The 21912-nt window shown below is 70.6% G+C and carries 33 protein-coding genes; all 33 read right to left on the bottom strand.

Going from position 1 to position 21912, the window contains the following annotated elements; translation table 11 throughout:
- Nucleotides 1–30: 30 nt before the first annotated feature.
- Nucleotides 31–576: a 50S ribosomal protein L17 gene (rplQ, locus tag OF852_RS12390; RefSeq protein ID WP_271119466.1), complete on the bottom strand. Its 546-nt coding sequence runs from the start codon at nt 574–576 to the stop codon at nt 31–33.
- Between the two features lie 38 nt (nt 577–614).
- The gene (locus tag OF852_RS12385; RefSeq protein WP_271119465.1) at nt 615–1607 is read right to left on the bottom strand and encodes a DNA-directed RNA polymerase subunit alpha; all 993 of its coding nucleotides are present in this window, start codon (nt 1605–1607) and stop codon (nt 615–617) included.
- A 144-nt stretch (nt 1608–1751) separates the two neighbouring features.
- Nucleotides 1752–2150 carry a 30S ribosomal protein S11 gene (gene rpsK, locus OF852_RS12380; RefSeq protein WP_271119464.1) on the bottom strand — a complete coding sequence of 133 codons (399 nt, stop codon included), beginning with the start codon at nt 2148–2150 and terminating at the stop codon, nt 1752–1754.
- Nucleotides 2150–2530 (bottom strand): 30S ribosomal protein S13, encoded by a 381-nt coding sequence (gene rpsM, locus OF852_RS12375; protein WP_271119463.1) that lies wholly within the window; start codon nt 2528–2530, stop codon nt 2150–2152. Before rpsM ends, rpsK begins: the two co-directional genes overlap by 1 nt.
- Before the next feature lie 139 nt (nt 2531–2669).
- Complete coding sequence (gene rpmJ / locus OF852_RS12370; protein ID WP_055821300.1) at nt 2670–2786, bottom strand: 50S ribosomal protein L36; 117 nt, start codon at nt 2784–2786, stop codon at nt 2670–2672.
- A 76-nt stretch (nt 2787–2862) separates the two neighbouring features.
- Nucleotides 2863–3084, bottom strand: a complete 222-nt coding sequence (gene infA / locus OF852_RS12365) for a translation initiation factor IF-1 (protein WP_100365313.1) — start codon at nt 3082–3084, stop codon at nt 2863–2865.
- A 143-nt stretch (nt 3085–3227) separates the two neighbouring features.
- Nucleotides 3228–3821, bottom strand: a complete 594-nt coding sequence (locus OF852_RS12360; protein ID WP_271119462.1) for an adenylate kinase — start codon at nt 3819–3821, stop codon at nt 3228–3230.
- Nucleotides 3818–5146, bottom strand: coding sequence for a preprotein translocase subunit SecY (gene secY / locus OF852_RS12355; protein ID WP_271119461.1), 1329 nt, complete (start codon nt 5144–5146; stop codon nt 3818–3820). The genes OF852_RS12360 and secY overlap by 4 nt, the downstream gene beginning before the upstream one ends.
- A gap of 84 nt (nt 5147–5230) precedes the next feature.
- Nucleotides 5231–5998 carry a 50S ribosomal protein L15 gene (rplO, locus tag OF852_RS12350; protein ID WP_271119460.1) on the bottom strand — a complete coding sequence of 256 codons (768 nt, stop codon included), beginning with the start codon at nt 5996–5998 and terminating at the stop codon, nt 5231–5233.
- Complete coding sequence (gene rpmD / locus OF852_RS12345; RefSeq protein WP_271119459.1) at nt 5998–6183, bottom strand: 50S ribosomal protein L30; 186 nt, start codon at nt 6181–6183, stop codon at nt 5998–6000. The genes rplO and rpmD overlap by 1 nt, the downstream gene beginning before the upstream one ends.
- Nucleotides 6183–6908, bottom strand: a complete 726-nt coding sequence (gene rpsE, locus OF852_RS12340) for a 30S ribosomal protein S5 (protein ID WP_271121173.1) — start codon at nt 6906–6908, stop codon at nt 6183–6185. The genes rpmD and rpsE overlap by 1 nt, the downstream gene beginning before the upstream one ends.
- Before the next feature lie 29 nt (nt 6909–6937).
- Nucleotides 6938–7297, bottom strand: coding sequence for a 50S ribosomal protein L18 (gene rplR / locus OF852_RS12335; RefSeq protein ID WP_271119458.1), 360 nt, complete (start codon nt 7295–7297; stop codon nt 6938–6940).
- Entirely contained in the window at nt 7297–7833 is a 537-nt protein-coding gene (gene rplF, locus OF852_RS12330) for a 50S ribosomal protein L6 (RefSeq protein WP_271119457.1), read from the bottom strand. The genes rplR and rplF overlap by 1 nt, the downstream gene beginning before the upstream one ends.
- A 6-nt stretch (nt 7834–7839) precedes the next feature.
- A complete protein-coding gene (gene rpsH / locus OF852_RS12325; protein ID WP_271119456.1) occupies nt 7840–8238 on the bottom strand; it encodes a 30S ribosomal protein S8 in 399 nt (132 codons plus the stop codon).
- Between the two features lie 84 nt (nt 8239–8322).
- The gene (rplE, locus tag OF852_RS12320; RefSeq protein ID WP_271119455.1) at nt 8323–8913 is read right to left on the bottom strand and encodes a 50S ribosomal protein L5; all 591 of its coding nucleotides are present in this window, start codon (nt 8911–8913) and stop codon (nt 8323–8325) included.
- Complete coding sequence (rplX, locus tag OF852_RS12315; protein ID WP_271119454.1) at nt 8913–9272, bottom strand: 50S ribosomal protein L24; 360 nt, start codon at nt 9270–9272, stop codon at nt 8913–8915. Before rplX ends, rplE begins: the two co-directional genes overlap by 1 nt.
- 3 nt (nt 9273–9275) lie before the next feature.
- Entirely contained in the window at nt 9276–9644 is a 369-nt protein-coding gene (rplN, locus tag OF852_RS12310; RefSeq protein ID WP_271119453.1) for a 50S ribosomal protein L14, read from the bottom strand.
- 3 nt (nt 9645–9647) lie between these two features.
- Nucleotides 9648–9938, bottom strand: coding sequence for a 30S ribosomal protein S17 (gene rpsQ, locus OF852_RS12305; protein ID WP_271119452.1), 291 nt, complete (start codon nt 9936–9938; stop codon nt 9648–9650).
- Nucleotides 9938–10255 (bottom strand): 50S ribosomal protein L29, encoded by a 318-nt coding sequence (gene rpmC, locus OF852_RS12300; protein ID WP_271119451.1) that lies wholly within the window; start codon nt 10253–10255, stop codon nt 9938–9940. Before rpmC ends, rpsQ begins: the two co-directional genes overlap by 1 nt.
- Complete coding sequence (gene rplP / locus OF852_RS12295) at nt 10255–10674, bottom strand: 50S ribosomal protein L16 (RefSeq protein ID WP_271119450.1); 420 nt, start codon at nt 10672–10674, stop codon at nt 10255–10257. Before rplP ends, rpmC begins: the two co-directional genes overlap by 1 nt.
- 2 nt (nt 10675–10676) lie before the next feature.
- Complete coding sequence (gene rpsC, locus OF852_RS12290) at nt 10677–11432, bottom strand: 30S ribosomal protein S3 (RefSeq protein ID WP_271119449.1); 756 nt, start codon at nt 11430–11432, stop codon at nt 10677–10679.
- The gene (rplV, locus tag OF852_RS12285) at nt 11432–11839 is read right to left on the bottom strand and encodes a 50S ribosomal protein L22 (protein ID WP_271119448.1); all 408 of its coding nucleotides are present in this window, start codon (nt 11837–11839) and stop codon (nt 11432–11434) included. Before rplV ends, rpsC begins: the two co-directional genes overlap by 1 nt.
- A gap of 22 nt (nt 11840–11861) precedes the next feature.
- A complete protein-coding gene (rpsS, locus tag OF852_RS12280) occupies nt 11862–12143 on the bottom strand; it encodes a 30S ribosomal protein S19 (RefSeq protein ID WP_271119447.1) in 282 nt (93 codons plus the stop codon).
- A 12-nt stretch (nt 12144–12155) separates the two neighbouring features.
- Nucleotides 12156–12995, bottom strand: a complete 840-nt coding sequence (gene rplB, locus OF852_RS12275; RefSeq protein ID WP_271119446.1) for a 50S ribosomal protein L2 — start codon at nt 12993–12995, stop codon at nt 12156–12158.
- A gap of 16 nt (nt 12996–13011) precedes the next feature.
- Nucleotides 13012–13311 (bottom strand): 50S ribosomal protein L23, encoded by a 300-nt coding sequence (gene rplW / locus OF852_RS12270; RefSeq protein WP_271119445.1) that lies wholly within the window; start codon nt 13309–13311, stop codon nt 13012–13014.
- Entirely contained in the window at nt 13308–13952 is a 645-nt protein-coding gene (rplD, locus tag OF852_RS12265; RefSeq protein ID WP_271119444.1) for a 50S ribosomal protein L4, read from the bottom strand. The genes rplW and rplD overlap by 4 nt, the downstream gene beginning before the upstream one ends.
- 2 nt (nt 13953–13954) lie before the next feature.
- A complete protein-coding gene (gene rplC, locus OF852_RS12260) occupies nt 13955–14605 on the bottom strand; it encodes a 50S ribosomal protein L3 (RefSeq protein WP_271119443.1) in 651 nt (216 codons plus the stop codon).
- A gap of 28 nt (nt 14606–14633) precedes the next feature.
- Nucleotides 14634–14942, bottom strand: coding sequence for a 30S ribosomal protein S10 (gene rpsJ / locus OF852_RS12255; protein WP_141145294.1), 309 nt, complete (start codon nt 14940–14942; stop codon nt 14634–14636).
- 445 nt (nt 14943–15387) lie between these two features.
- Nucleotides 15388–16287, bottom strand: a complete 900-nt coding sequence (locus OF852_RS12250) for a hypothetical protein (RefSeq protein WP_271119442.1) — start codon at nt 16285–16287, stop codon at nt 15388–15390.
- A gap of 213 nt (nt 16288–16500) precedes the next feature.
- Nucleotides 16501–17646, bottom strand: a complete 1146-nt coding sequence (gene hutI / locus OF852_RS12245; RefSeq protein ID WP_271119441.1) for an imidazolonepropionase — start codon at nt 17644–17646, stop codon at nt 16501–16503.
- Nucleotides 17643–18995, bottom strand: coding sequence for a formimidoylglutamate deiminase (locus OF852_RS12240; protein WP_271119440.1), 1353 nt, complete (start codon nt 18993–18995; stop codon nt 17643–17645). Before OF852_RS12240 ends, hutI begins: the two co-directional genes overlap by 4 nt.
- Complete coding sequence (locus tag OF852_RS12235; RefSeq protein WP_271119439.1) at nt 18992–20239, bottom strand: allantoate amidohydrolase; 1248 nt, start codon at nt 20237–20239, stop codon at nt 18992–18994. Before OF852_RS12235 ends, OF852_RS12240 begins: the two co-directional genes overlap by 4 nt.
- Nucleotides 20239–21903 (bottom strand): urocanate hydratase, encoded by a 1665-nt coding sequence (hutU, locus tag OF852_RS12230; protein ID WP_271119438.1) that lies wholly within the window; start codon nt 21901–21903, stop codon nt 20239–20241. Before hutU ends, OF852_RS12235 begins: the two co-directional genes overlap by 1 nt.
- Nucleotides 21904–21912: the final 9 nt, after the last annotated feature.

Raw genomic sequence — 21912 nt, 5'->3', positions numbered from 1 at the left:
GGTCGGGGCCCTCGTGCGGTGCTGCGGGAGCTACTTCGTGTCGCCCTCGGCGGCGTCCTCGGCGGGCGCCTCCTCGGCCGGCGTCTCCTCGGCGTCGGTCGCGGTCTCCTCGACCTCGGTCTCCTCGGCCGGGGTCTCCTCGACCGGGGTCTCCTCGACGGCGGGCGTCACCTCGGCGCGCGCGGCCGACTTCTTCGACGACGCGGGCTTCTTCGAGACGGGCTCGAGCACGAGCTCGATGACCGCCATGGGCGCGTTGTCGCCCTTGCGGTAGCCGGTCTTGATGATGCGGGTGTAGCCGCCCTCGCGCTCGGCGACCTGCGGCGCGATCTCCGTGAAGAGCTCGTGCACGACGCCCTTGTCGCCGATGATGCCGAGCACGCGACGGCGCGCGTGGAGGTCGCCGCGCTTCGCGAAGGTGACGAGGCGCTCGGCGAAGGGGCGAAGGCGCTTGGCCTTCGTCTCCGTCGTCTGGATGCGCTTGTGCGTGAAGAGCGCCGCGGCGAGGTTCGCGAGCATGAGGCGCTCGTGCGCCGGGCCGCCTCCGAGGCGGGGACCCTTGGTGGGCTTAGGCATTGTTCTGTATCTCCAGTGTCACGGTCCTGAGCAGCGGCTCAGGCGTTGGTCTCGTCGTCGTAGCCGCCGTAGAAGTGCGCCCCGTCGAAGCCGGGGACGCTGTCCTTCAGCGAGAGGCCGAGCTCGACGAGCTTGTCCTTGACCTCGTCGACGGACTTCTGACCGAAGTTGCGGATGTTCATGAGCTGCGTCTCCGAGAGGGCGACGAGCTCGCTGACGGTGTTGATGCCCTCGCGCTTGAGGCAGTTGTAGCTGCGCACCGAGAGGTCGAGGTCCTCGATGGGCATCGACAGCTCGCTCGAGAGCACGGCGTCGACCGGCGCGGGGCCGATCTCGATGCCCTCGGCCTGCGTGTTGAGCTCGCGGGCGAGGCCGAAGAGCTCGACGAGGGTGCGGCCGGCGGACGCGATCGCGTCGCGCGGGCTGATCGCCGGCTTCGTCTCGACGTCGACCACGAGGCGGTCGAAGTCGGTGCGCTCGCCGGCGCGGGTCGCCTCGACGCGGTACGTCACCTTGAGCACCGGCGAGTAGATCGAGTCGATCGGGATCTGGCCGGCCTCGGAGAACTCGGAGCGGTTCTGCGTCGCCGACACGTAGCCGCGGCCGCGCTCGATGGTGAGCTCCAGCTCGAACTTCGCCTTGTCGTTGAGCGTCGCGATGACGAGCTCGGGGTTGTGGATCTCGACACCCGCGGGCGCCGAGATGTCGGCGGCCGTGACCTGTCCGGCGCCGGTCTTGCGGAGGTACGCGGTGATCGGCTCGTCGTGCTCGCTCGAGACCACGAGGTTCTTGATGTTGAGGACGATCTCGACGACGTCCTCCTTGACACCGGGGACGGTGTCGAACTCGTGCTGGATCCCGTCGATCCGGATGCTGGTGACGGCGGCTCCCGGGATGGAGGAGAGCAGCGTGCGGCGCATCGAGTTGCCGAGGGTGTACCCGAAGCCCGGCTCGAGGGGCTCGATGACGAACCGCGACCGGAACTCGGAGATGCTCTCCTCGGACAGGGTGGGGCGCTGTGCAATGAGCACTATGGATTCCTTTCGGCTGAGCGTCCGCCATATGACGCTCGCAGGGTGACGACGGGTGGCTGGGCCGTCGGTCGTATTGAGTTGTGGAGGTGCACGTGCATCGACCGGGGAGCGGATGCGGATCCGGCTCCCCGGTCGATCAGGTCAGACGCGGCGGCGCTTGGGCGGGCGGCATCCGTTGTGCGCCTGGGGCGTCACGTCGTTGATGCTGCCGACCTCGAGGCCCGCGGCCTGGAGCGAGCGGATCGCGGTCTCGCGACCCGAGCCCGGGCCCTTGACGAAGACGTCGACCTTCTTCATGCCGTGCTCCTGCGCCTGGCGCGCGGCCGACTCGGCGGCGAGCTGGGCGGCGAACGGCGTCGACTTGCGCGAGCCCTTGAAGCCCACGCCGCCGGAGGAGGCCCAGCTGATGACGGCACCCGAGGGGTCCGTGATCGAGACGATCGTGTTGTTGAACGTCGACTTGATGTGGGCCTGGCCCACGGCGATGTTCTTCTTGTCCTTGCGACGCGGCTTGCGGGCGGCGGTCTTGGGAGTGGCCATTACTTCTTGCCTGCCTTCTTCTTGCCGGCGACGGTGCGCTTCGGGCCCTTGCGGGTGCGCGCGTTGGTCTTCGTGCGCTGGCCGCGGACGGGGAGGCCGCGGCGGTGGCGGATGCCCTCGTACGAGCCGATCTCGACCTTGCGGCGGATGTCGGCCTGGACCTCGCGTCGGAGGTCGCCCTCCACCTTGAAGGTGCCCTCGATGTAGTCGCGAAGGGCGACGAGCTGCTCGTCGCTCAGATCCTTCACGCGGATGTCACCGGAGATCCCGGTGTCCTTGAGCGTGGTCAGAGCGCGAGTGCGCCCGACCCCGTAGATGTAGGTGAGTGCGACCTCCACGCGCTTGTCGCGCGGGATGTCGACGCCGGCGAGACGTGCCATGTGGCTTGCTCCTGGGTGTCGTGGAGGTGTGGAGCGCATCCGGTTCCGGGGCCTCCAACCCCGGGTTCCCCGCATCCTGTCGGAGCGGTTCTGGTGCGCTGTCTGTTCGTGTTGAGTTGTGGGTCGTGCTGCTGCGGGTCTAGCCCTGGCGCTGCTTGTGGCGCGGGTTCGACTTGCAGATGACCATGACGCGGCCGTTGCGGCGGATCACCTTGCAGTGATCGCAGATCGGCTTGACGCTGGGGTTGACCTTCATGTGCTGTGCTTCGCTTTCGCTGTCGTCGTGCGCGCCGCGCTCCGGAGAGCTCGGCGGCCGTTACTTGCCCGGCCGTCTACTTGTAGCGGTAGACGATCCGCCCGCGGGTGAGGTCGTAGGGGCTGAGCTCCACGATCACGCGGTCCTCGGGGAGGATGCGGATGTAGTGCTGGCGCATCTTTCCGGAGATGTGAGCCAGGACCTTGTGTCCGTTGCTGAGCTCCACGCGGAACATCGCGTTGGGCAGAGCCTCGAGCACCGAGCCCTCGATCTCGATCACGCCGTCTTTCTTCGCCATACCCTCGTTCTCACTGCAGCGGGCGCTGCCGGTCATGCGGATGGATTTCGGTGGGCGCGCATGCACGATGGCAGGCGGCACGCACCAAGGGTCTACAGTACGCCATCCCCGGCGTTTCCGCCAATCGGGATGAGGTCTCCGTGCTAGGCGGTCCGGGCGCCCAGCCCGCGGTCCTCGAGGGCCGCGAAGATCCGCTCCGTGATCTCGTCGATCGCGCCGAGGCCGTCGACCTCGAGGAGGACGCCGCGCTCGCGGTACGCCGCGATGAGCGGCTCCGTCTCGCGCAGGTAGACCTCCTGGCGGTGCCGGATGGCCTCCTCCGAGTCGTCGACGCGCCCCTGCTCGAGCGCGCGCTTGCGCAGCCGGCGGACGATCTCCTCCTGGTCGGCGACGAGGCGGATGACCGCATCCAGCGCGTGGCCGTGGCTCGTCAGGAGCTCGTCGAGGTAGCGGACCTGCTCGGTCGTGCGCGGATAGCCGTCGAGCAGGAAGCCGGTCGTGGCGTCGGCCTCCTCGAGGCGGTCCGTCACGAGCGCGTTCGTGAGCGAGTCGGGGACGTAGTCGCCCGCATCCACGATCGCCTTCACCTGGAGGCCGAGCTCGGTCTCGTTCTTGATGTTGGCGCGGAAGATGTCGCCCGTCGAGATGGTCGGGATGCCGAAGCGCTCCGCGATCCGCTCGGCCTGCGTTCCCTTGCCGGCCCCCGGGGGGCCTACGATCAGCAGCCGCGCGGTCATCGGAGGAGCCCTTCGTAGTGGCGCTGCTGCAGCTGCGAGTCGATCTGCTTGACCGTCTCGAGGCCCACGCCGACGATGATGAGGATCGAGGCGCCGCCGAACGGGAAGTTCTGGTTGGCGCCGACCGTCGAGAGCGCGATGAGCGGGATGAGCGCGATGAGGCCCAGGTACAGCGAGCCGGGCAGCGTCACGCGCGTGAGCACGTAGTCGAGGTACTCGGCCGTCGGACGGCCCGCGCGGATGCCCGGGATGAAGCCGCCGTACTTCTTCATGTTGTCCGCGACCTCCTCCGGGTTGAACGTGATCGCGACGTAGAAGTACGTGAACCCGACGATGAGGAGGAAGTAGACCGCCATGTAGAGCGGGTTGTCGCCGGTCGACAGGTTGTCGTTGATCCAGCTGACCCAGGGCGCGGGGGCCTCGCCCGCCGGCGGCTGGTTGAACTGGCTGACGAGCGCCGGGAGGTAGAGCAGCGAGGAGGCGAAGATGACCGGCACGACGCCCGCCATGTTGACCTTGATCGGGATGTAGGTGCTGTTGCCGCCGTAGGTGCGGCGCCCGACCATGCGCTTCGCGTACTGCACCGGGACCCGCCGCTGGGACTGCTCGACGAAGACGACCGCCATCATGATCACGACGCCGACGATGAGCACCATGATGAGCGTCTCGATGTTGCGGCTCTGCGCGATCGTGACGAGCGCGCCCGGGAAGGTCGCGGCGATCGAGGTGAAGATGAGGAGCGACATGCCGTTGCCGATGCCGCGCTCCGTGATGAGCTCGCCCATCCACATGATGAGGCCGGTCCCCGCCGTCATGGTGATGACCATGAGGAGCGTGCCGTACCAGACGTCGCCGCCGGGGACGATGAGCTGCTGGCACTCCGCGACCCCCGACTGCCCGAAGAGCGAGCCGGAGCGGGCGACCGTGATGAGCGTCGTCGACTGGAGGACGCCGAGCGCGATCGTGAGGTAGCGGGTGTACTGCGTGAGCTTGCCCTGGCCCGACTGGCCCTCCTTGTAGAGGGTGTCGAAGTGCGGGATGACCACGCGGAGCAGCTGCACGATGATCGACGCCGTGATGTACGGCATGATGCCGAGCGCGAAGACCGAGAGCTGGAGGAGCGCGCCGCCTGAGAACAGGTTGACGAGCTCGTAGAGTCCGGAGGCGCCGGAGTTGGCGCGGAGGCAGGCCTGCACGTTGCCGAAGTCGACGAACGGCGCCGGGATGAAGGAACCGAGTCGGAACAGCGCGACGATGCCGAGCGTGAACGCGATCTTCCTGCGCAGGTCAGGCGTGCGGAAGATCCGCGCGACGGCGCTGAACACAAGGCCTCCCAAGTGGGTTGTCGGGATGTCGGTGCGAAGACACCGACGGCGGTGGCCCCGAGCGGGGCCACCGCCGAGCGATGACTACTTGATGGAGCCGCCCGCGGCGACGATCTTCTGCTCCGCGGAGCTCGAGACCTTGTCGACCGCAACGTTCAGCTTAACCGAGATCTCGCCGGTGCCGAGCACCTTGACCTTCTCGTTCTTGCGGACCGCGCCCTTGGCGACGAGGTCGCCGATGGTCACGTCGCCGCCCGAGGGGTAGAGCTCGGCGAGCTTCTCGAGGTTGACGACCTGGTACTCGACCCGGAACGGGTTCTTGAAGCCGCGCAGCTTGGGCGCGCGCATGATCGAGTTCAGGTTGCCGCCCTCGAGCCCGACGCGCACCTGGTAGCGGGCCTTCGTGCCCTTGGTGCCGCGACCGGCCGTCTTGCCCTTCGAGCCCTCACCGCGTCCGACGCGCGTCTTCGCCTTCTTGGCGCCGACGGCGGGACGGAGGTGGTGGGCCTTGAGGACCTGCGGGCGAGCCTCGGCGACGTCCTTCGACGGCGCCTTCTTCGCGGCCGGCTTCGTCGCGGCGGGCTTCTCGGCCGCCGTGTCGTCCGACTTCGCGGCCGCGGCCGTCGACGTGCTCGCCTTGGCCTTGGCGGCGGGCTTCGCCTCGGCCTTCGCGGCGGGCTTCTTGGCGGCCGCCTTGGGAGCGGCCTCCTTCTTCTCCGCAGCGGCCTTCGTCTCGGTCGCCTTCGCGGCCGGCTTCTTGGCCGGGGCCTTCTTCTCGGCCGTCTCCGCCTTGGGGGCGGCGGCCTTCTTCACGGGCGCCTTCTTCTCGGCGTCCTTCTTCTCTTCAGCCATCAGTCAATCTCCTCGACCTTCACGAGGTGGGCGACCGTGCGGACGTAGCCGCGGTTCGCCTGCGTGTCCTCGCGGACGACGACATCGCCGATCCGCTTGAGACCGAGGCTCCGCAGCGTGTCGCGCTGGTTCTGCTTCTCGCTGATAACGGACTTGATCTGGGTCACCTTGAGCCGAGCGGCCATCAGGCACCTACCTTCGCTGCAGCGGCGGTCCGGGCCTCGGCCTCGGCGCGCACGAGACGCTCGGGGGCGACGTCCTCGAACTCGAGGCCGCGACGCGCGGCGACCGCACGGGGCTCCTCGAGCTGCTTGAGGGCCTCCACCGTCGCGTGGACGATGTTGATCGTGTTCGACGAGCCGAGCGACTTGCTCAGGACGTCGTGGATCCCGGCGCACTCGAGCACGGCGCGGACGGGACCGCCCGCGATGACGCCGGTACCGGCGGCGGCGGGGCGCAGGAGCACCACGCCGGCCGCGGCCTCACCCTGGACGGGGTGCGGGATCGTCTGCTGGATGCGGGGGACGCGGAAGAAGTTCTTCTTCGCCTCCTCGACGCCCTTCGAGATCGCGAGCGGGACCTCGCGGGCCTTGCCGTAGCCGACGCCCACCATGCCGTTGCCGTCGCCGACGACGACGAGCGCGGTGAAGCTGAAGCGACGACCGCCCTTGACGACCTTCGACACGCGGTTGATCGTGACGACGCGCTCGAGGAACTGGCTGTCCTCGCGGCCTCCGCGGCCGCCGCGGTCGTTGCCGCCGCGCCCGCCGCGGTCGTTGCCGCCGCGGCCGCCGCGGTCGTTGCCACGGCGTCCGCCGCGGTCGTCGACCTGGGGCGCGGTGCCGGCAGCGGTCTCGACCGGCGAGGAGTTGACCGTGACGTCGGTCGCGGCCTCCTGCTTCTCGGCCACGGAATCCGTCTTGTTGCTCTTGTCGTCGCTCACAGGCTCAGACCACCCTCTCGAGCTCCCTCGGCGATCGCGGCGACACGACCGGCGTACTTGTTCCCGCCGCGGTCGAAGACCACGGTCTCGATGCCCGCCTGCTTCGCGCGCTCGGCGACGAGCTCGCCGACCTTGCGCGCCTTGGCGGTCTTGTCGCCCTCGAAGCCGCGGAGCTCCGCCTCGAGCGTCGAGGCGAAGGCGACCGTGTGGCCCTTCGCGTCATCGACGACCTGGACGAAGACGTGGCGGGCCGAGCGCGTCACGACGAGGCGCGGACGGTCGGCCGAGCCGACGATGCGCTTCCGCAGGCGCGCGTGACGACGGCCCCGCGCGGCGGACTTGCTCTTGACAGCCATTACTTCCCACTCTTTCCGGCCTTGCGGCGCACGACCTCGCCCGCGTAGCGGACGCCCTTGCCCTTGTACGGCTCCGGCTTGCGCAGCTTGCGGATGTTGGCGGCCACCTCACCGACGGCCTGCTTGCTGATGCCCTTGACGGTCAGCTTGTTGTTGCCCTCGACCTCGAAGGAGATGCCCGCGGGCGGGTCCACCGTGATCGAGTGCGAGTAGCCGAGCGCGAACTCGATGCTCGAGCCCTTCGCGGTGACGCGATAGCCCGTGCCGACGACCTCGAGGCCCTTGGAGTAGCCCTCGGTGACGCCGACGATGTTGTTCGCGATGAGCGTGCGGGTGAGCCCGTGGAGCGAGCGCGACTCGCGCTCGTCGTCGGGACGGGTGACGAGCACCTGGCCCTCCTCGAGCTTCACCTCGATGGGGGACGCCACGGTGAGCGACAGCTCGCCCTTGGGGCCCTTGACGGCGACGGCCTGGCCGTCGACGGTCACGGTGACGCCGGCAGGGACGTCGATGGGGAGTCGACCGATACGCGACATGTCAGATCACCACACGTAGGCCAGCACTTCGCCGCCCACGCCCTTCTTGGTCGCCTCGCGGTCCGTGAGGAGCCCCGAGGAGGTGGACAGGATCGCCACGCCGAGGCCGCCCAGCACGTGGGGGATCTCGGTCGACTTCGCGTAGACGCGGAGGCCGGGCTTCGACACGCGCTTGATGCCCGCGATCGAGCGCTCGCGGTTCGGGCCGTACTTGAGGTCGATGGTGAGCGTCGAGCCGACGCGCGCCTCCTCGACCTTCCAGGCCGCGATGTAGCCCTCGCGCTTGAGGATCTCGGCGATGTGCGCCTTGAGCTTGCTGTTCGGAAGCGACACGGTCTCGTGGTGCGCCGAGTTCGCGTTCCGCAGTCTGGTCAGCATGTCTGCGACCGGATCTGTCATCGTCATATCTGAGTTTCCTTACTCATCTGGTTTCGACATCCGCTAGCTCCTCTAGAGCACGGACCGGATGCCGACCTGGGTGGGTTCCGCCTAGTTGGCGGCGTCGTCCGCCTTGAAGGGGAAGCCGAGCGCGCGCAGCAGGGCGCGACCCTCGTCATCCGTCTTCGCGGTCGTGACCACGGTGATGTCGAAGCCGCGGACGCGGTCGATCCTGTCCTGGTCGATCTCGTGGAACATGGACTGCTCCGAGAGGCCGAAGGTGTAGTTGCCGTTGCCGTCGAACTGCTTCGCGCTCAGGCCGCGGAAGTCGCGGATGCGCGGGAGCGCGAGCGAGAGCAGACGGTCGAGGAACTCCCAGGCGCGGTCGCCCCGGAGGGTGACGTGGGCGCCGATGGGCATCCCCTCGCGCAGCTTGAACTGCGCGATCGACTTGCGCGCCAGGGTGACCTGGGGCTTCTGGCCGGTGATCGCGGTGAGGTCCGCGACCGCGCCGTCGATCACCTTGGAGTCGCGGGCCGCCTCGCCGACACCGGTGTTCACGACGATCTTCACGAGACCGGGAACCTGGTTCGGGTTGGCGTAGGAGAACTGCTCGGTGAGCTGCTTCGCGATCTCCTCGCGGTACTTCTGCTTCAGGCGCGGCTGGATCTTGCCAGTCTGCGCGGCAGCCGTGGCGGTCATCAGATGTCCTCTCCGGACGTCTTCGCGTACCGGACGCGAACGGTCTTCTTCACGCCGTCCTTCTCGACGACCTCCTCGCGGAAGCCGACGCGGGTCGGCTTCTTCGACTTGGGGTCGACGAGTGCGACGTTCGAGATGTGGATGGGCGACTCGTGGGTCTCGATGCCGCCGGTCTTGGTGCCGCGCTGGGTCTGGCCGACCTTGACGTGCTTCGTGACGTAGTTGACGCCCTCGACCACGACGCGGTTCTGCTCCTTGAGGACCTCGATGACCTTGCCCTGCTTGCCGCGGTCGCCGCCGCGCTTCTGCGAGGGGCCGCTGATCACCTGGACCAGGTCGCCCTTCTTGATGTTCGCCATGACTTAGATGACCTCCGGGGCCAGCGAGACGATCTTCATGAACTTCTTGTCGCGGAGCTCACGGCCGACCGGCCCGAAGATGCGGGTCCCGCGGGGGTCCCCGTCGCCCTTCAGGATCACGGCGGCGTTCTCGTCGAACTTGATGTAGGAGCCGTCGGGACGACGGGTCTGCTTGACGGTGCGGACGATGACGGCCTTGACGACCTCGCCCTTCTTGACGTTGCCGCCGGGGATCGCGTCCTTGACGGTCGCGACGATGACGTCACCCAGGCCGGCGTAGCGACGGCCGGAGCCGCCGAGCACGCGGATCGTGAGGAGCTCCTTGGCCCCCGTGTTGTCCGCGACCTTGACGCGAGATTCCTGCTGCAGCATGGGTTACTTCGCCTTCTCTGCGATCTCGACCAGACGCCAGCGCTTCGACGCCGACAGCGGGCGCGTCTCGGCGATGACGACCAGGTCGCCGATGCCGGCGCTGTTCTTCTCGTCGTGCGCCTTGACCTTCGAGGTGCGGCGGATGACCTTGCCGTACAGCGGGTGCTTCACGCGGTCCTCGACCTCGACGACGATGGTCTTCTCCATCTTGTCGCTCGTGACGTAGCCGCGGCGCACCTTGCGGTACGGGCGCTGCTCGGCGGGCGCAGCCGCCGTCTCTTCGACCTTCGCCATTACTTCTTCTCCTCGGCAGCCTCGGCCGGGGCCTCAGCGGCCTCCGACTTCTTGCTGGACTTCTTGCCCTTCGCGGGAGCCTCGAGCGGCGCCGGGGTGGCCCGGATGCCGAGCTCGCGCTCGCGGATGACGGTGTAGATGCGCGCGATGTCGCGCTTGACGGCACGCAGGCGGCCGTGGCTCTCGAGCTGACCGGTCGCCGACTGGAAGCGCAGGTTGAAGAGCTCCTCCTTGGCGCGCTTCAGCTCCTCGACCAGGCGGTCGTCCTCGAACGTGTCGAGCTCGACCGTGGCGAGCTCCTTGGATCCGACGGCCATTACGCGTCGCCCTCCTCGCGCTTGATGATGCGTGCCTTGAGCGGCAGCTTGTGGATTGCGCGGAGCAGCGCCTCGCGGGCGAGCTCCTCGCTGACGCCGGCGACCTCGAAGAGGACGCGACCCGGCTTGACGTTCGCGACCCACCACTCCGGCGAGCCCTTGCCGGAGCCCATGCGGGTCTCGGCGGGCTTCTTCGTGAGGGGACGGTCGGGGTAGATGTTGATCCAGACCTTGCCGCCGCGCTTGATGTGGCGGGTCATGGCGATACGGGCCGCCTCGATCTGCCGGTTCGTGACATACGCGGGCGTGAGCGCCTGGATGCCGTACTCGCCGAACGAGACCTTGGTGCCGCCGGTCGCCTGACCCGAGCGCTTCGGGTGGTGCTGTTTGCGGTGCTTGACCTTACGGGGAATGAGCATGGTTACGCCTCGGCTCCTGCGGTGGCGGGCTGCTCGGCACGGGGGCCGCGGCCGCGGCCGCCGTCACGACGCTCGGGGCGCGACGACTTCTGGGCCGCCTGCTCGCGAGCGAGTTCCTTGTTGGTGATGTCGCCCTTGTAGATCCAGACCTTCACGCCGATCCGGCCGAAGGTCGTGCGGGCCTCGTAGAAGCCGTAGTCGACGTTCGCGCGGAGGGTGTGCAGCGGCACGCGGCCCTCGCGGTAGAACTCCGAGCGGCTCATCTCCGCGCCGCCGAGGCGGCCCGAGACCTGGATCCGGACGCCCTTGGCGCCGGCGCGCTGCGCACCCTGCAGGCCCTTGCGCATCGCGCGGCGGAAGGCCACGCGGGCGGAGAGCTGCTCGGCGATGCCCTGCGCGACGAGCTGGGCCTCGGCCTCGGGGTTCTTGACCTCGAGGATGTTGAGCTGGATCTGCTTGCCCGAGAGCTTCTCGAGGTCGGCGCGGATGCGCTCGGCCTCGGCGCCGCGGCGGCCGATCACGATGCCCGGGCGGGCGGTGTGGATGTCGACGCGGACGCGGTCGCGGGTGCGCTCGATCTCGATGCGGGCGACGCCGGCGCGGTCGAGGCTCTTGAGGAGCATCGTGCGGATCTTGACGTCCTCGGCCACGAAGTCCGAGTAGCGCTGACCGGGCTTCGTCGAGTCGGCGAACCAGCGCGACGTGTGGTCGGTGGTGATCCCGAGACGGAAGCCGTAGGGGTTGACCTTCTGGCCCATTACTTACCTGCCTTCTTGCCGCTGCGGCCCGCACCCGAGGCGGCCTGGGCGGCCTCGTCCGGGGTCGAGAGCACGACCGTGATGTGGCTCGTGCGCTTGTTGATGCGGAAGGCGCGGCCCTGGGCACGCGGCTGGAACCGCTTGAGGGTCGTGCCCTCGTCGACGAACGCGTTCGCCACGACGAGGTCCTGCTCGTCGAGGTACTGGTTCGTTGCATCGGCCTTGACGCGAGCGTTCGCGATGGCCGAGGCGACGAGCTTGAAGATCGGCTCGCTCGCGCTCTGGGGCGCGAACTTCAGGATCGCGAGGGCCTCCTGGGCCTGCTTCCCCTTGATGAGCGCGATGACGCGACGGGCCTTCTGAGGCGTGACGCGGATGTGTCGCACGCGGGCGATGGACTCCACCATTTCTCTCTCCTCCTCGGTCGCCTTAGCGGCGACGGCCCTTCTTGTCGTCCTTCTCGTGCCCGCGGAACGTGCGCGTGGGCGCGAACTCGCCGAGCTTGTGCCCGACCATGGTCTCCGTCACGAAGACGGGGATGTGCTTGCGGCCGTCGTGCACGGCGATCGTGTGGCCGAGCATGGCCGGGATGATCATCGAGCGGCGCGACCAGGTCTTGATCACGTTCTTGCTGTTGGCCTCGTTCTGCGTCTGCACCTTGCGAAGCAGGTGGTCGTCGACGAAGGGGCCCTTCTTGAGACTGCGCGGCATCTTCTCTTACCTCTACTTGCGCTTCTTGCCGACGGTACGGCGGCGGACGATGAGCTTGTCGCTCTCCTTGTTCGGGCGACGCGTGCGGCCTTCCTTCTGGCCCCACGGGCTGACCGGGTGGCGACCACCGGAGGTCTTGCCCTCACCACCACCGTGCGGGTGGTCGATCGGGTTCATCGCGACACCGCGGACGGTGGGGCGGACGCCCTTCCAGCGCATGCGGCCGGCCTTGCCCCAGTTGATGTTCGACTGCTCGGCGTTGCCGACCTCGCCGATCGTGGCGCGGTTGCGCGCATCCACGTTGCGGATCTCGCCCGAGGGGAGACGCAGCTGGGCGTAGGGGCCGTCCTTCGCGACGAGGCGGACGCTGGCGCCGGCGGAGCGGGCCATCTTCGCGCCGCCGCCGGGGCGGAGCTCGATCGCGTGGATCACGGTGCCCACGGGGATGTTGCGGAGCGGCAGGTTGTTGCCGGGCTTGATGTCGGCGCCGGGACCCGTCTCGACGACATCCCCCTGCTTCAGCTTCGCCGGGGCGAGGATGTAGCGCTTCGTGCCGTCCACGAAGTGCAGGAGCGCGATGCGCGCCGTGCGGTTCGGGTCGTACTCGATGTGCGCGACCTTGGCGTCGACGCCGTCCTTGTCGCTGCGCTTGAAGTCGATCACGCGGTACTGGCGCTTGTGGCCGCCGCCGATGTGGCGGGTGGTGATGCGACCGGTGTTGTTGCGGCCGCCCGACTTGCTGAGGGGGCGGAGCAGCGACTTCTCCGGCGTGGAACGGGTGATCTCGGCGAAGTCTGCGACCGAGGAGCCGCGACGACCGGGGGTCGTCGGCTTGTACTTGCGAATAGCCATGTCTGTCTCCTGGGCCTTATCCGACAGCCGTGAAGATGTCGATCGAGCCGGACTTGAGCGTCACGATGGCGCGCTTGGTGTCCTTGCGCTTGCCGGCGCCGAAGCGCGTGCGACGGGTCTTGCCGTTGCGGTTGAGCGTGTTCACGCCCGCGACCTTGACGCCGAAGATCTTCTCGATCGCGAGCTTGATCTCGGTCTTGTTGGCGCGGGGGTCCACGAGGAAGGTGTACTTGCCCTCGTCGATCAGGCTGTAGCTCTTCTCGCTGACCACGGGCGAGATGATGATGTCGCGCGGGTCCTTGTTGTAGCCGCTCACTGCGCAGCCTCCTCGGTCTTGGTCTTGCTCGACACGAAGGCGTCGAACGCGCCCTTCGTGAAGACGACGTCGTCGCTGACGACCGCGTCGTAGGCGTTGAGCTGGTCCGCGAAGAGGACGTGGACGCTGCGCACGTTGCGGACGCTCTTGAGCGCGACCTCGTCGCCGCGCTCGAGCACGACGAGCACGTTCTTCGAGGAGGTGAGCGCCGAGATGACCTCGACGGCCGCCTTGGTGCTGGGCACGTCCGTGCCGAAGTCCTCGACCACGTGGAGGCGCTCGCCCCGCGCGCGGTCCGAGAGGATGCCGAGCAGCGCCGCGGCGATCATCTTCTTGGGGGTCCGCTGCGAGTAGTCGCGCGGGGTCGGCCCGTGGACGATGCCGCCGCCGGTGTGCTCGGGGGCGCGGATCGAGCCCTGGCGGCTGCGACCGGTCCCCTTCTGCTTGAAGGGCTTGCGGCCCGAGCCGGAGACCTCGCCGCGGCCCTTGGTCGAGTGCGTGCCCTGGCGGGCGGCCGCGAGCTGGGCGGTGACGACCTGGTGGATCAGCGGGACGTTGGTCTGGACGTCGAAGATGCTCGCGGGGAGCTCGACCGTCCCGGCCTTCTTGCCCTTGGTGTCGACGATGTCGAGGGTTGCCATGGTCAGGCTCCCTTCACGGCGTTGCGGACGAAGACGATGCGGCCACGGGCACCGGGGACGGCACCCTTGACGAGGATGAGGCCCTTCTCGAGGTCGACCGAGTGGACCTTGAGGCCCTGCACGGTGACGCGCTCGCCGCCCATGCGACCCGCCATGCGCATGCCCTTGAAGACGCGGCTGGGGGTCGAGGAGGCGCCGATGGAGCCCGGCTTGCGGTGGTTGCGGTGCGCACCGTGGCTCGCGCTGACGCCCTTGAAGTTGTGGCGCTTCATGACACCGGCGAAGCCCTTGCCCTTGCTCGTGCCGACGACGTCGACGAGCTGGCCGGCCTCGAAGATGTCGACGCTGAGCTCCTGGCCGAGCGTGTACTCGGCGGCGTCGGCGGTGCGGACCTCGGTGAGGTGGCGGCGGGGCGTGACGCCCGCCTTGTCGAAGTGGCCGGCGCTCGGCTTGTTGACCTTGCGCGGGTCGATCTGGCCGTAGGCGATCTGCACGGCGGTGTAGCCGTCGACCTCCTCGGTGCGGACCTGGGTGACCACGTTGGGGCTGATCTGGACCACGGTGACCGGCACGAGCTTGTTGTTCTCGTCCCAGACCTGGGTCATGCCGAGCTTGGTGCCCAGCAGACCCTTGGTCGTCTTGACTGCAGACATGGGGTTCCTTCTGGTGTGAGCAGCTCGGCTAGAGCTTGATCTCGATGTTGACGTCGGCGGGCAGGTCGAGGCGCATCAGCGAGTCGACGGCCTTCGGCGTCGGGTCGACGATGTCGATGAGGCGCTTGTGGGTGCGCTTCTCGAAGTGCTCGCGGCTGTCCTTGTACTTGTGGGGAGAGCGGATGACGACCACCACGTTCTTCTCCGTCGGGAGCGGCACGGGGCCGACGACGGTCGCGCCGGCACGGGTCACCGTGTCGACGATCTTCCGCGCCGAGGCGTCGAGACCTGCGTGGTCGTACGACTTGAGTCGGATACGGATCTTCTGTCCGGCCATACTTCTCTCTCTATCTCTGGGGAGTCATCCCTGACGCGCACCCGTCTCCGGGTTCCCGCCGCGCCGCACTTCGTCGGCGCACCACTGTTCTTCTGTCAGCCCTGATCCCCGCCGGCCCTGCGCGCAGCCCGGAGGCGAGCGCAGGTGTCCACGCGGAACACCGGGTTTCGATTGAAGCCTTGCTCTGCTGCCCGCGGCCCAACCTCGCACCAGATGCTCGCGCATCCGGGGGTTGTGCACTGCCCTGGCAGTGATCCGCACGCATGCGCGCGGAATGTCGAACTCGAAGAGTCTGCCACACGCGTGCATTTGCTGCAACCCGGGCGTGTCGCGCCGCGCGACGGCCCTCGCGCTGGGGTCCGTGTCCTCCTCCAGAGTGCCCGAACAGCCTCCAGCGCGCCCATCATGTCAGTCACGCTGGAGGCTGTTCAGGCACTCTGGCGGCTCAGATGAGGCCCGTGTTCTCGAGCTTCCGGCGGAGACCATGACCGTGCCAGACGTCATCCCACTCGACGCGCACGAAGGTCCGGCATCGACGGCGGATCGCATCCTCCCGGCGCTTCTCGTCGCGAAGCGCCTCCGCCGGCATCCGCCCGGCCAGCAGCTCCGGGTCCTCGAGCTTTCTCCAGCCGTCCGCCTCCAGCACGACGCCCTCTCGCCGCCAGAAGAAGTCGACCCGCCCGCGCTCGCCATCGTCGAGGAGGAACTCCACCTGCTGCTCGGGCATCGTGATCCCCAGCTCCGCGAAGCGGACCATGCAGAGGCTCTCGAGGGGGGACTCGGCGAGACCGGTCGCCTGGCGGAGCGCCGCCTCGGCCGGCCGGGCACCGCGGAACGGGCGCCGCCCCTCGATCTCCTCCAGGATCACGGCTCGGAGCGCGTCGGGGTCAGGTGCCGCGGCGAGGAGATGATCTGCCGCCACCACCGCGACGGGATGCGGCCGGTCGGCGGCCAGATCGAGCAGCGTCTCGATGCGGCTCGTGACGCGGAGGCCGCGAGCCCGCTGGGACGCACCGTGGCGATGCTCTCGCCGGTGCCGCACGACATCGCCTCGCGAACGAGCCGCGGACTCGGCCGGGACCTCGACGTGCACGCGCGCGAGCGAGACGCCGACGAGCGGGATCCCCCAGGCGATCGCCGCCGACTCATGACTGAACAGCGGCTCGGTACGCGCTGACGCCGCGACCGCGCGCATCCTGGCGAGATGCCGGCCGGCCGGATCGAGTGCCGCCCAGGTCTCCCGATCGATGTAGGCGTCCCGGCGGATCCGATGGAGCTCGCCGGCGTGACGCCGCGACTGCAGCGAGCGCGGAGCGCCGATGCGCCGGACGTCATCGGTGGACATGACCCTGGGTTCGCTCGGCATCCTTCCACGATCGCGGCACCGCTGGCGCGCGCAGTTCCGCTGAGCCGATCCGTGGATTCTCTGCCGCCTCCTCGCCCTGTGGAGGAGAGTCCGCATCCCTCGCGCCGAGCGTGCCCGAACAGCCTCGAGTGCGCCCTCTGTATCGGGCGCGCTCGAGGCTGTTCGGGCACTTCCGAGGGAGGCGGGGGCGGGTCAGGCGAGGGAGAGGACGCGGTCGACGAGGGGGACGCCGGGGCGGTAGGCGAGGTGGACGTAGGAGGGGGCGTCGAGGAGCGCGAGCCGGGCGCGCGCGCCGACGCGGAGGTGGCCGACATCGTCGCGACGGAGGGCCTCGGCGCCGCCGAGGGTCGCCGCCCGCAGCGCCTCCGCGGGGGTGAGACCCATGTCGCGCACGGCGAGCGCGATGCAGAACGGCAGGGAGCTCGTGAAGGAGGAGCCGGGGTTGCAGTCGCTCGCGAGGGCGACGCGCGCTCCCGCATCCAGCAGCCGCCGTCCCGAGGGGTAGGGCTGTCGGGTCGAGAACTCGACACCGGGCAGCAGGGTCACGACCGTCGGGGATGCGGCGAGGGCCGCGACGTCGGCGTCCGAGAGGAAGGTGGCATGGTCGAGGCTCGCCGCGCCCACCTCGATCGCGAGCGCGACCGCCTCGGAGGACGGCCCGAGCTGCGTCGCGTGGATGCGCGGCTCGAGGCCGCGCGCCATGCCGGCCTCGAGGACGCGACGGGACTCCTCGACCGTGAAGGCGCCCGTCTCGCAGAAGACGTCGACCCAGCGGGCGTGCGGCGCGCAGGCGTCGAGCATGTCGCCCGCGACGAGGTCGAGGTAGGCCCCGCGGTCCTCCGCGTACTCGGCGGGCACGACGTGGGCGCCGAGGAAGGTGGTCTCGGGTGTGACCTCGCGGGCGAGGCGCAGCAGGCGCGCCTCCGTCTCGACGTCGAGCCCGTAGCCGCTCTTGATCTCGAGCGTCGTCGTGCCCTGCGCGTGCATCTCGGCGACGAGCGCGGCCAGCCGCGCTCGCAGTCCCTCCTCCGAGGCGGCGCGGGTCGCGGCGACCGTCGAGCGGATCCCGCCCGCCGCATACCGCTCCCCCGCCATGCGCGCCGCGAACTCCGCGGAACGGTCGCCGCCGAAGACGAGGTGGCTGTGGCTGTCGACGAAGCCGGGGATGACGCAGCGGCCGTCCGCGTCGAGGCGCTCGTCGGCGGCGGGGCCGGACCCCGCGTCCCCGATCCAGGCGACGCGGCCGTCCACGACGAGGAGGGCGGCGTCCTCGCGCTCGGGCCGCTCCTCCTCATGGGTGACGAGGAGGCCGATGCGGTCGATCAGCAGCGAGCTCATGCGCGATCCTCTCGTGCTCGCGTGCGCGCGTCCAGCCGCTCGACGGCCTCCCCGAGGAGCGCCCCGACGTCGCCCGCGCGATGCCGGCCCGCGACGACGACGCGGCGACCCGCGACGACGACCTCGCGGACGTCGGCGGCGCTTGCGGCGAGCGGCAGCTGCGCCGGCGACGCCCCCGCCGTGCGCGGGGTCGCCGGATCGATCGACACGAGATCGCACGCGGCCCCGACACGCAGCTCGCCCGCATCCCAGCCGAGCGCCCGCGCGCCGCCCCGGCTCGCGATCCGCCGCAGCTCCTCCGGCCGGAAGCGGCCACGGCGGCCGCTCGCGGCGCGCGCGTCGAGCTCGAGCGCCTGCAGCTCCGCGAAGGGGTCGATGACGGCGTGCTGGTCGGACCCGAGCGAGAGCGGCACCCCGGCCGCGGCGAGCTCGGCGGCCGGGCCGACGCCGTCGGCGAGGTCGCGCTCGGTCGTCGGGCAGAGGCAGACCCCGGAGCCCGACTGGGCGAGCAGGCGGATGTCGCCCTCCGTCAGGTGGGTCGCGTGCACCGCCGTGAAGTCGGGACCGAGCACGCCCGCCTCGGCGAGCGCCGCGACGGGGGTGCGCCCCGTCTCGGCGAGCACCTGGGCGTTCTCGCGCGGCTGCTCGGAGACGTGGGCGTGGATCGGCACCGCGCCCGCCTCGGCGCCGAGGGCGCGGACGGCGGCCGCGAGCTCGCCCGCGGCGGGGGCGGGGACGCCGCGCAGCGAGTGCACCGCCGCGCCCAGCCGGACGGTTCCCCCCGAGCCGGCCCGCGCCGCGAGGCGCGCATGGCGGTCCGACCACGCGGCGACCGACCGGTCGAGGAATCGGCTCTGCACGGCATCCGCGGCGACCGGCCGGCCCTCGTCGTCGAGGCCGCCCCGGAGGTACAGCGTGTCGAGGAGGGTGAGCCGGATGCCGGCCGCCTCGGCGGCGTCGAGCACGGCCTCGTCCATGCCGCCCGGCGCGTGGAGGTAGTGGAACTCGCCGACGGCCGTCCAGCCCGCGAGCACCATCTCGGCGAAGACCGCGGTCGCGAGCTCCCGCAGGGAGTCCGGGTCGAGCGCGTCCGCGACCCGGTACATGTGGTGCCGCCAGGTCCAGAAGCTGCCGTCGTCGTGGTGGGTGCGACCGCGGAGCGCCCGGTGGAAGGCATGGGAGTGGGCGTTCGCGAAGCCCGCCATCGCGACGCCGGGCAGGCGCGCGTCGGCCCTGCTGGGATCGACGCCCTCGACGATCTCGGCGATCAGCCCGCCCCGCTCGACGAGGAGCACCCCCTCGGCGACCCGGTCGTCGAGGAGGGCGCGCTCGAGCCAGTACGCCCTCACGCGGCCCGCCCCCGCACGACCTCGGCGAGCGCCAGCACCCCGAGCTCGACGTCGGCGTCCTCCGCGGACTCGCCGGGTGCGTGCGACACCCCGGTCGGGTTGCGCACGAGGAGCATGGCGGTGGGGATGCCGGCGAGCGCGAGCACCCCCGCATCGTGGCCCGCGCCCGAGGGCAGCCGCGGCACGGCGGCGCCCGAGGCGAGGCCCGCGACGGGGGCGACGAGCTCCGCGACGGCGTCGGTGAGCTCGCGGTCGAACCGGGTCTCGGCCGTCCACGACTCCTCGACGGGCGGGAGTCCCGTGGCCCGGGCGAGGTCGCGGATGACCCGGCGGATGCGCGCCTCGTCGGCCCCCCGCGCGTCGACCCAGGCGCGGGCGGCCGCGGCGATCGCGTTGACCGCGCCGGGCTCGACCTCGACGCGCCCGATGGTGGCGAGGGCGTCATGCCGCTCGGCGGCGCCGCGGAGCTCGAGGACGGCGTTGGCGAGCGGCAGGAGCGGATCGCGTCGCGCGGCGAGCGGGGTGGTGCCGGCGTGATTGGCGGCGCCGGCGAACTCGAGCCGCCAGCGCCCGTGCGGCCAGATGGCGGTCGCGACCCCGAGCGGCGACGCCGCCTCGGCGAGCCCGGCGGCCGCTCCGCCCGCGACCGGTGCGTGCGCGTGCCCGCCGCCCGCCTCGACCGGGAGGTGCCCCTGCTCGATGTGGAGCTCGATCGCCTCCCCGATGAGCGCGAGTCGTGCCGGGTCGGCGCCGTAGCGGCGCGGGTCGAGCCCGACGGCCGATGCCGCCTCCCCGAGCGAGATGCCGTCCACGTCGCGCAGCGCGAGCGCCCGCTCGGCCGGGAGCGCGCCCGTGAGCAGCCGCGACCCGGCGCAGGCGATCCCGAAGCGTCCGCCCTCCTCGTCGGCGAAGGCGACGATCGCGACGGGTCGGCGCAGCGCGATCCCCGCCCCCTGCAGCCGCTCGAGCGCCGCGAACGCGGAGGCGACGCCGAGCGGCCCGTCGAAGGCGCCGCCGCCGCGCACGCTGTCGAGGTGCGAGCCGAGGAGGAGCGTGCCCGGCCCGGGCGGGCCCGCCCAGGCCCACAGGTTGCCGTTCCCGTCGGTCTCGGCGTCGAGCCCGAGCGCGGCGGCCCGGGCGAGGAACCACTCGCGCAGCTCGAGCTCCGCCGACGACAGCACGAGCCGCTCGTAGCCGCCCGTCCGCGCGTCCCGGCCGACGCCCGCCAGCTCGTCGAGCAGCATCAGCCGGCGTCGCCCTCGCGCATCGGCACGCGCACCCCGAGCCGCTCGGCCACGGCATCCGCCTCGGCGTAGCCGGCGTCGACGTGACGGATCACGCCCATGCCCGGGTCGTTCGAGAGCACGCGCGCGAGCTTCTCGGCGGCGAGCGCGGTGCCGTCGGCGACGCTGACCTGCCCGGCGTGGATGGAGCGGCCGATGCCGACCCCGCCGCCGTGGTGGATGGAGACCCAGGAGGCGCCGGAGGAGGTGTTGACGAGCGCGTTGAGCAGCGGCCAGTCGGCGATCGCGTCGGAGCCGTCCCTCATCGACTCCGTCTCCCGGTACGGGGATGCGACGGAGCCCGCGTCGAGGTGGTCGCGGCCGATCGCGAGCGGCGCCGACAGCTCCCCCGAGGCGACCATGTCGTTGAAGCGGAGCCCGGCGCGATCCCGCTCGCCGTAGCCGAGCCAGCAGATGCGCGCCGGCAGGCCCTGGAAGTGCACGCGCTCCCCCGCCATCCGGATCCAGCGCGCGAGCGACTCGTTCTCGGGGAACAGCTCGAGGATCGCGCGGTCGGTCGCCGCGATGTCGGCGGGGTCCCCCGAGAGCGCGGCCCAGCGGAACGGCCCCTTCCCCTCCGCGAAGAGCGGGCGGATGTAGGCGGGCACGAAGCCCGGGAAGTCGAAGGCGTCGGCGTAGCCCGCCGCGAGCGCCTCCGTGCGGATGTTGTTGCCGTAGTCGAAGACCTCGGCGCCAGCGCGCTGGAAGCCGACCATGGCCTCCACCTGGCGGGCCATCGACTGCCGAGCGGCCTCCGCGAAGCCGGCGGGGTCGCGCCGCCTGGCCGCATGCCAGTCGTCGACGTCGACGCCGACGGGGAGATAGGCGAGCGGGTCGTGCGCACTCGTCTGATCGGTGACGATGTCGATCTCGGCGCCGCGCGCGAGGAGCTCGGGGAACACCTCGGCCGCGTTGCCGAGGAGGCCGATCGAGCGCGGGCGGCGCGCATCCCTGGCCGCGGTCGCGAGCTCGAGCGCCTCGTCGACGCTCCGCGCCTCGACGTCGAGGTAGCGGTGCTCGATGCGCCTCGCGATGCGCGAGGGGTCGACGTCGACGCAGATCGCGACGCCATCGTTCATGGTGACGGCGAGCGGCTGCGCGCCGCCCATGCCGCCGAGCCCCGCGGTGAGGGTGATGGTGCCGGCGAGGGTCCCGGCGAACCTGGCGGCCGCGACGGCGGAGAAGGTCTCGTAGGTGCCCTGCAGGATCCCCTGCGTGCCGATGTAGATCCACGAGCCGGCGGTCATCTGCCCGTACATGGTGAGGCCGAGCTGCTCGAGCCGGCGGAACTCGTCCCAGTTCGCCCAGTCGCCGACGAGGTTCGAGTTCGCGAGCAGCACGCGCGGCGCCCACTCGTGCGTCTGCATGACGCCGACCGGCCGCCCCGACTGCACGAGCATCGTCTCGTCGCCGCGGAGCGTCTGCAGGGTGCGCACGAGCGCGTCGTAGCTCGCCCAGTCGCGCGCCGCCTTGCCGGTGCCGCCGTAGACGACGAGCTCGTCCGGGTGCTCGGCGACCTCCGGATCGAGGTTGTTCTGCAGCATCCGCAGCGCCGCCTCCTGCGGCCAGCCGAGGGTGCTGAGTCCGGTGCCGCGGGCGGCGCGGACGGGGCGGGGTCCGGTCATGGGGCGCTC

This window comes from Homoserinibacter sp. YIM 151385, assembly GCF_027912415.1.
In the GTDB taxonomy this organism is placed as follows: Bacteria; Actinomycetota; Actinomycetes; order Actinomycetales; family Microbacteriaceae; genus Schumannella.
The sequence above is the reverse complement of the archived record's forward strand: the minus strand, read 5'-3'. Positions and strand labels throughout refer to the sequence as shown.

Coding starts and splice junctions, on each gene's coding strand:
- rplF (WP_271119457.1), bottom strand. CDS start 7,833: ATGTCGCGTATCGGTCGACTCCCCATCGACGTCCCTGCCGGCGTCACC.
- rplR (WP_271119458.1), bottom strand. CDS start 7,297: ATGGCTGTCAAGAGCAAGTCCGCCGCGCGGGGCCGTCGTCACGCGCGC.
- hutU (WP_271119438.1), bottom strand. CDS start 21,903: ATGACCGGACCCCGCCCCGTCCGCGCCGCCCGCGGCACCGGACTCAGC.
- rplV (WP_271119448.1), bottom strand. CDS start 11,839: ATGGTGGAGTCCATCGCCCGCGTGCGACACATCCGCGTCACGCCTCAG.
- rplB (WP_271119446.1), bottom strand. CDS start 12,995: ATGGCTATTCGCAAGTACAAGCCGACGACCCCCGGTCGTCGCGGCTCC.
- rpsH (WP_271119456.1), bottom strand. CDS start 8,238: ATGACGATGACAGATCCGGTCGCAGACATGCTGACCAGACTGCGGAAC.
- rplQ (WP_271119466.1), bottom strand. CDS start 576: ATGCCTAAGCCCACCAAGGGTCCCCGCCTCGGAGGCGGCCCGGCGCAC.
- rplN (WP_271119453.1), bottom strand. CDS start 9,644: ATGCTGCAGCAGGAATCTCGCGTCAAGGTCGCGGACAACACGGGGGCC.
- OF852_RS12250 (WP_271119442.1), bottom strand. CDS start 16,287: ATGTCCACCGATGACGTCCGGCGCATCGGCGCTCCGCGCTCGCTGCAG.
- rplO (WP_271119460.1), bottom strand. CDS start 5,998: ATGGCTGAAGAGAAGAAGGACGCCGAGAAGAAGGCGCCCGTGAAGAAG.
- rplE (WP_271119455.1), bottom strand. CDS start 8,913: ATGACCGCCACGGCTGCCGCGCAGACTGGCAAGATCCAGCCGCGCCTG.
- rpsJ (WP_141145294.1), bottom strand. CDS start 14,942: ATGGCCGGACAGAAGATCCGTATCCGACTCAAGTCGTACGACCACGCA.
- rpsQ (WP_271119452.1), bottom strand. CDS start 9,938: ATGGCGAAGGTCGAAGAGACGGCGGCTGCGCCCGCCGAGCAGCGCCCG.
- rplX (WP_271119454.1), bottom strand. CDS start 9,272: ATGGCGAACATCAAGAAGGGCGACCTGGTCCAGGTGATCAGCGGCCCC.
- rpmJ (WP_055821300.1), bottom strand. CDS start 2,786: ATGAAGGTCAACCCCAGCGTCAAGCCGATCTGCGATCACTGCAAGGTG.
- rpsS (WP_271119447.1), bottom strand. CDS start 12,143: ATGCCGCGCAGTCTCAAGAAGGGCCCCTTCGTCGACGACCACCTGCTT.
- rpmD (WP_271119459.1), bottom strand. CDS start 6,183: ATGGCCGCTCGGCTCAAGGTGACCCAGATCAAGTCCGTTATCAGCGAG.
- infA (WP_100365313.1), bottom strand. CDS start 3,084: ATGGCGAAGAAAGACGGCGTGATCGAGATCGAGGGCTCGGTGCTCGAG.
- hutI (WP_271119441.1), bottom strand. CDS start 17,646: ATGAGCTCGCTGCTGATCGACCGCATCGGCCTCCTCGTCACCCATGAG.
- rpsM (WP_271119463.1), bottom strand. CDS start 2,530: ATGGCACGTCTCGCCGGCGTCGACATCCCGCGCGACAAGCGCGTGGAG.
- rplP (WP_271119450.1), bottom strand. CDS start 10,674: ATGCTCATTCCCCGTAAGGTCAAGCACCGCAAACAGCACCACCCGAAG.
- rplC (WP_271119443.1), bottom strand. CDS start 14,605: ATGTCTGCAGTCAAGACGACCAAGGGTCTGCTGGGCACCAAGCTCGGC.
- rpsK (WP_271119464.1), bottom strand. CDS start 2,150: ATGGCCACTCCCAAGACCGCCGCCCGCAAGCCGCGTCGCAAGGACAAG.
- OF852_RS12360 (WP_271119462.1), bottom strand. CDS start 3,821: ATGACCGCGCGGCTGCTGATCGTAGGCCCCCCGGGGGCCGGCAAGGGA.
- rplD (WP_271119444.1), bottom strand. CDS start 13,952: ATGGCAACCCTCGACATCGTCGACACCAAGGGCAAGAAGGCCGGGACG.
- rpsC (WP_271119449.1), bottom strand. CDS start 11,432: ATGGGCCAGAAGGTCAACCCCTACGGCTTCCGTCTCGGGATCACCACC.
- OF852_RS12235 (WP_271119439.1), bottom strand. CDS start 20,239: ATGCTGCTCGACGAGCTGGCGGGCGTCGGCCGGGACGCGCGGACGGGC.
- rpmC (WP_271119451.1), bottom strand. CDS start 10,255: ATGGCCGTCGGATCCAAGGAGCTCGCCACGGTCGAGCTCGACACGTTC.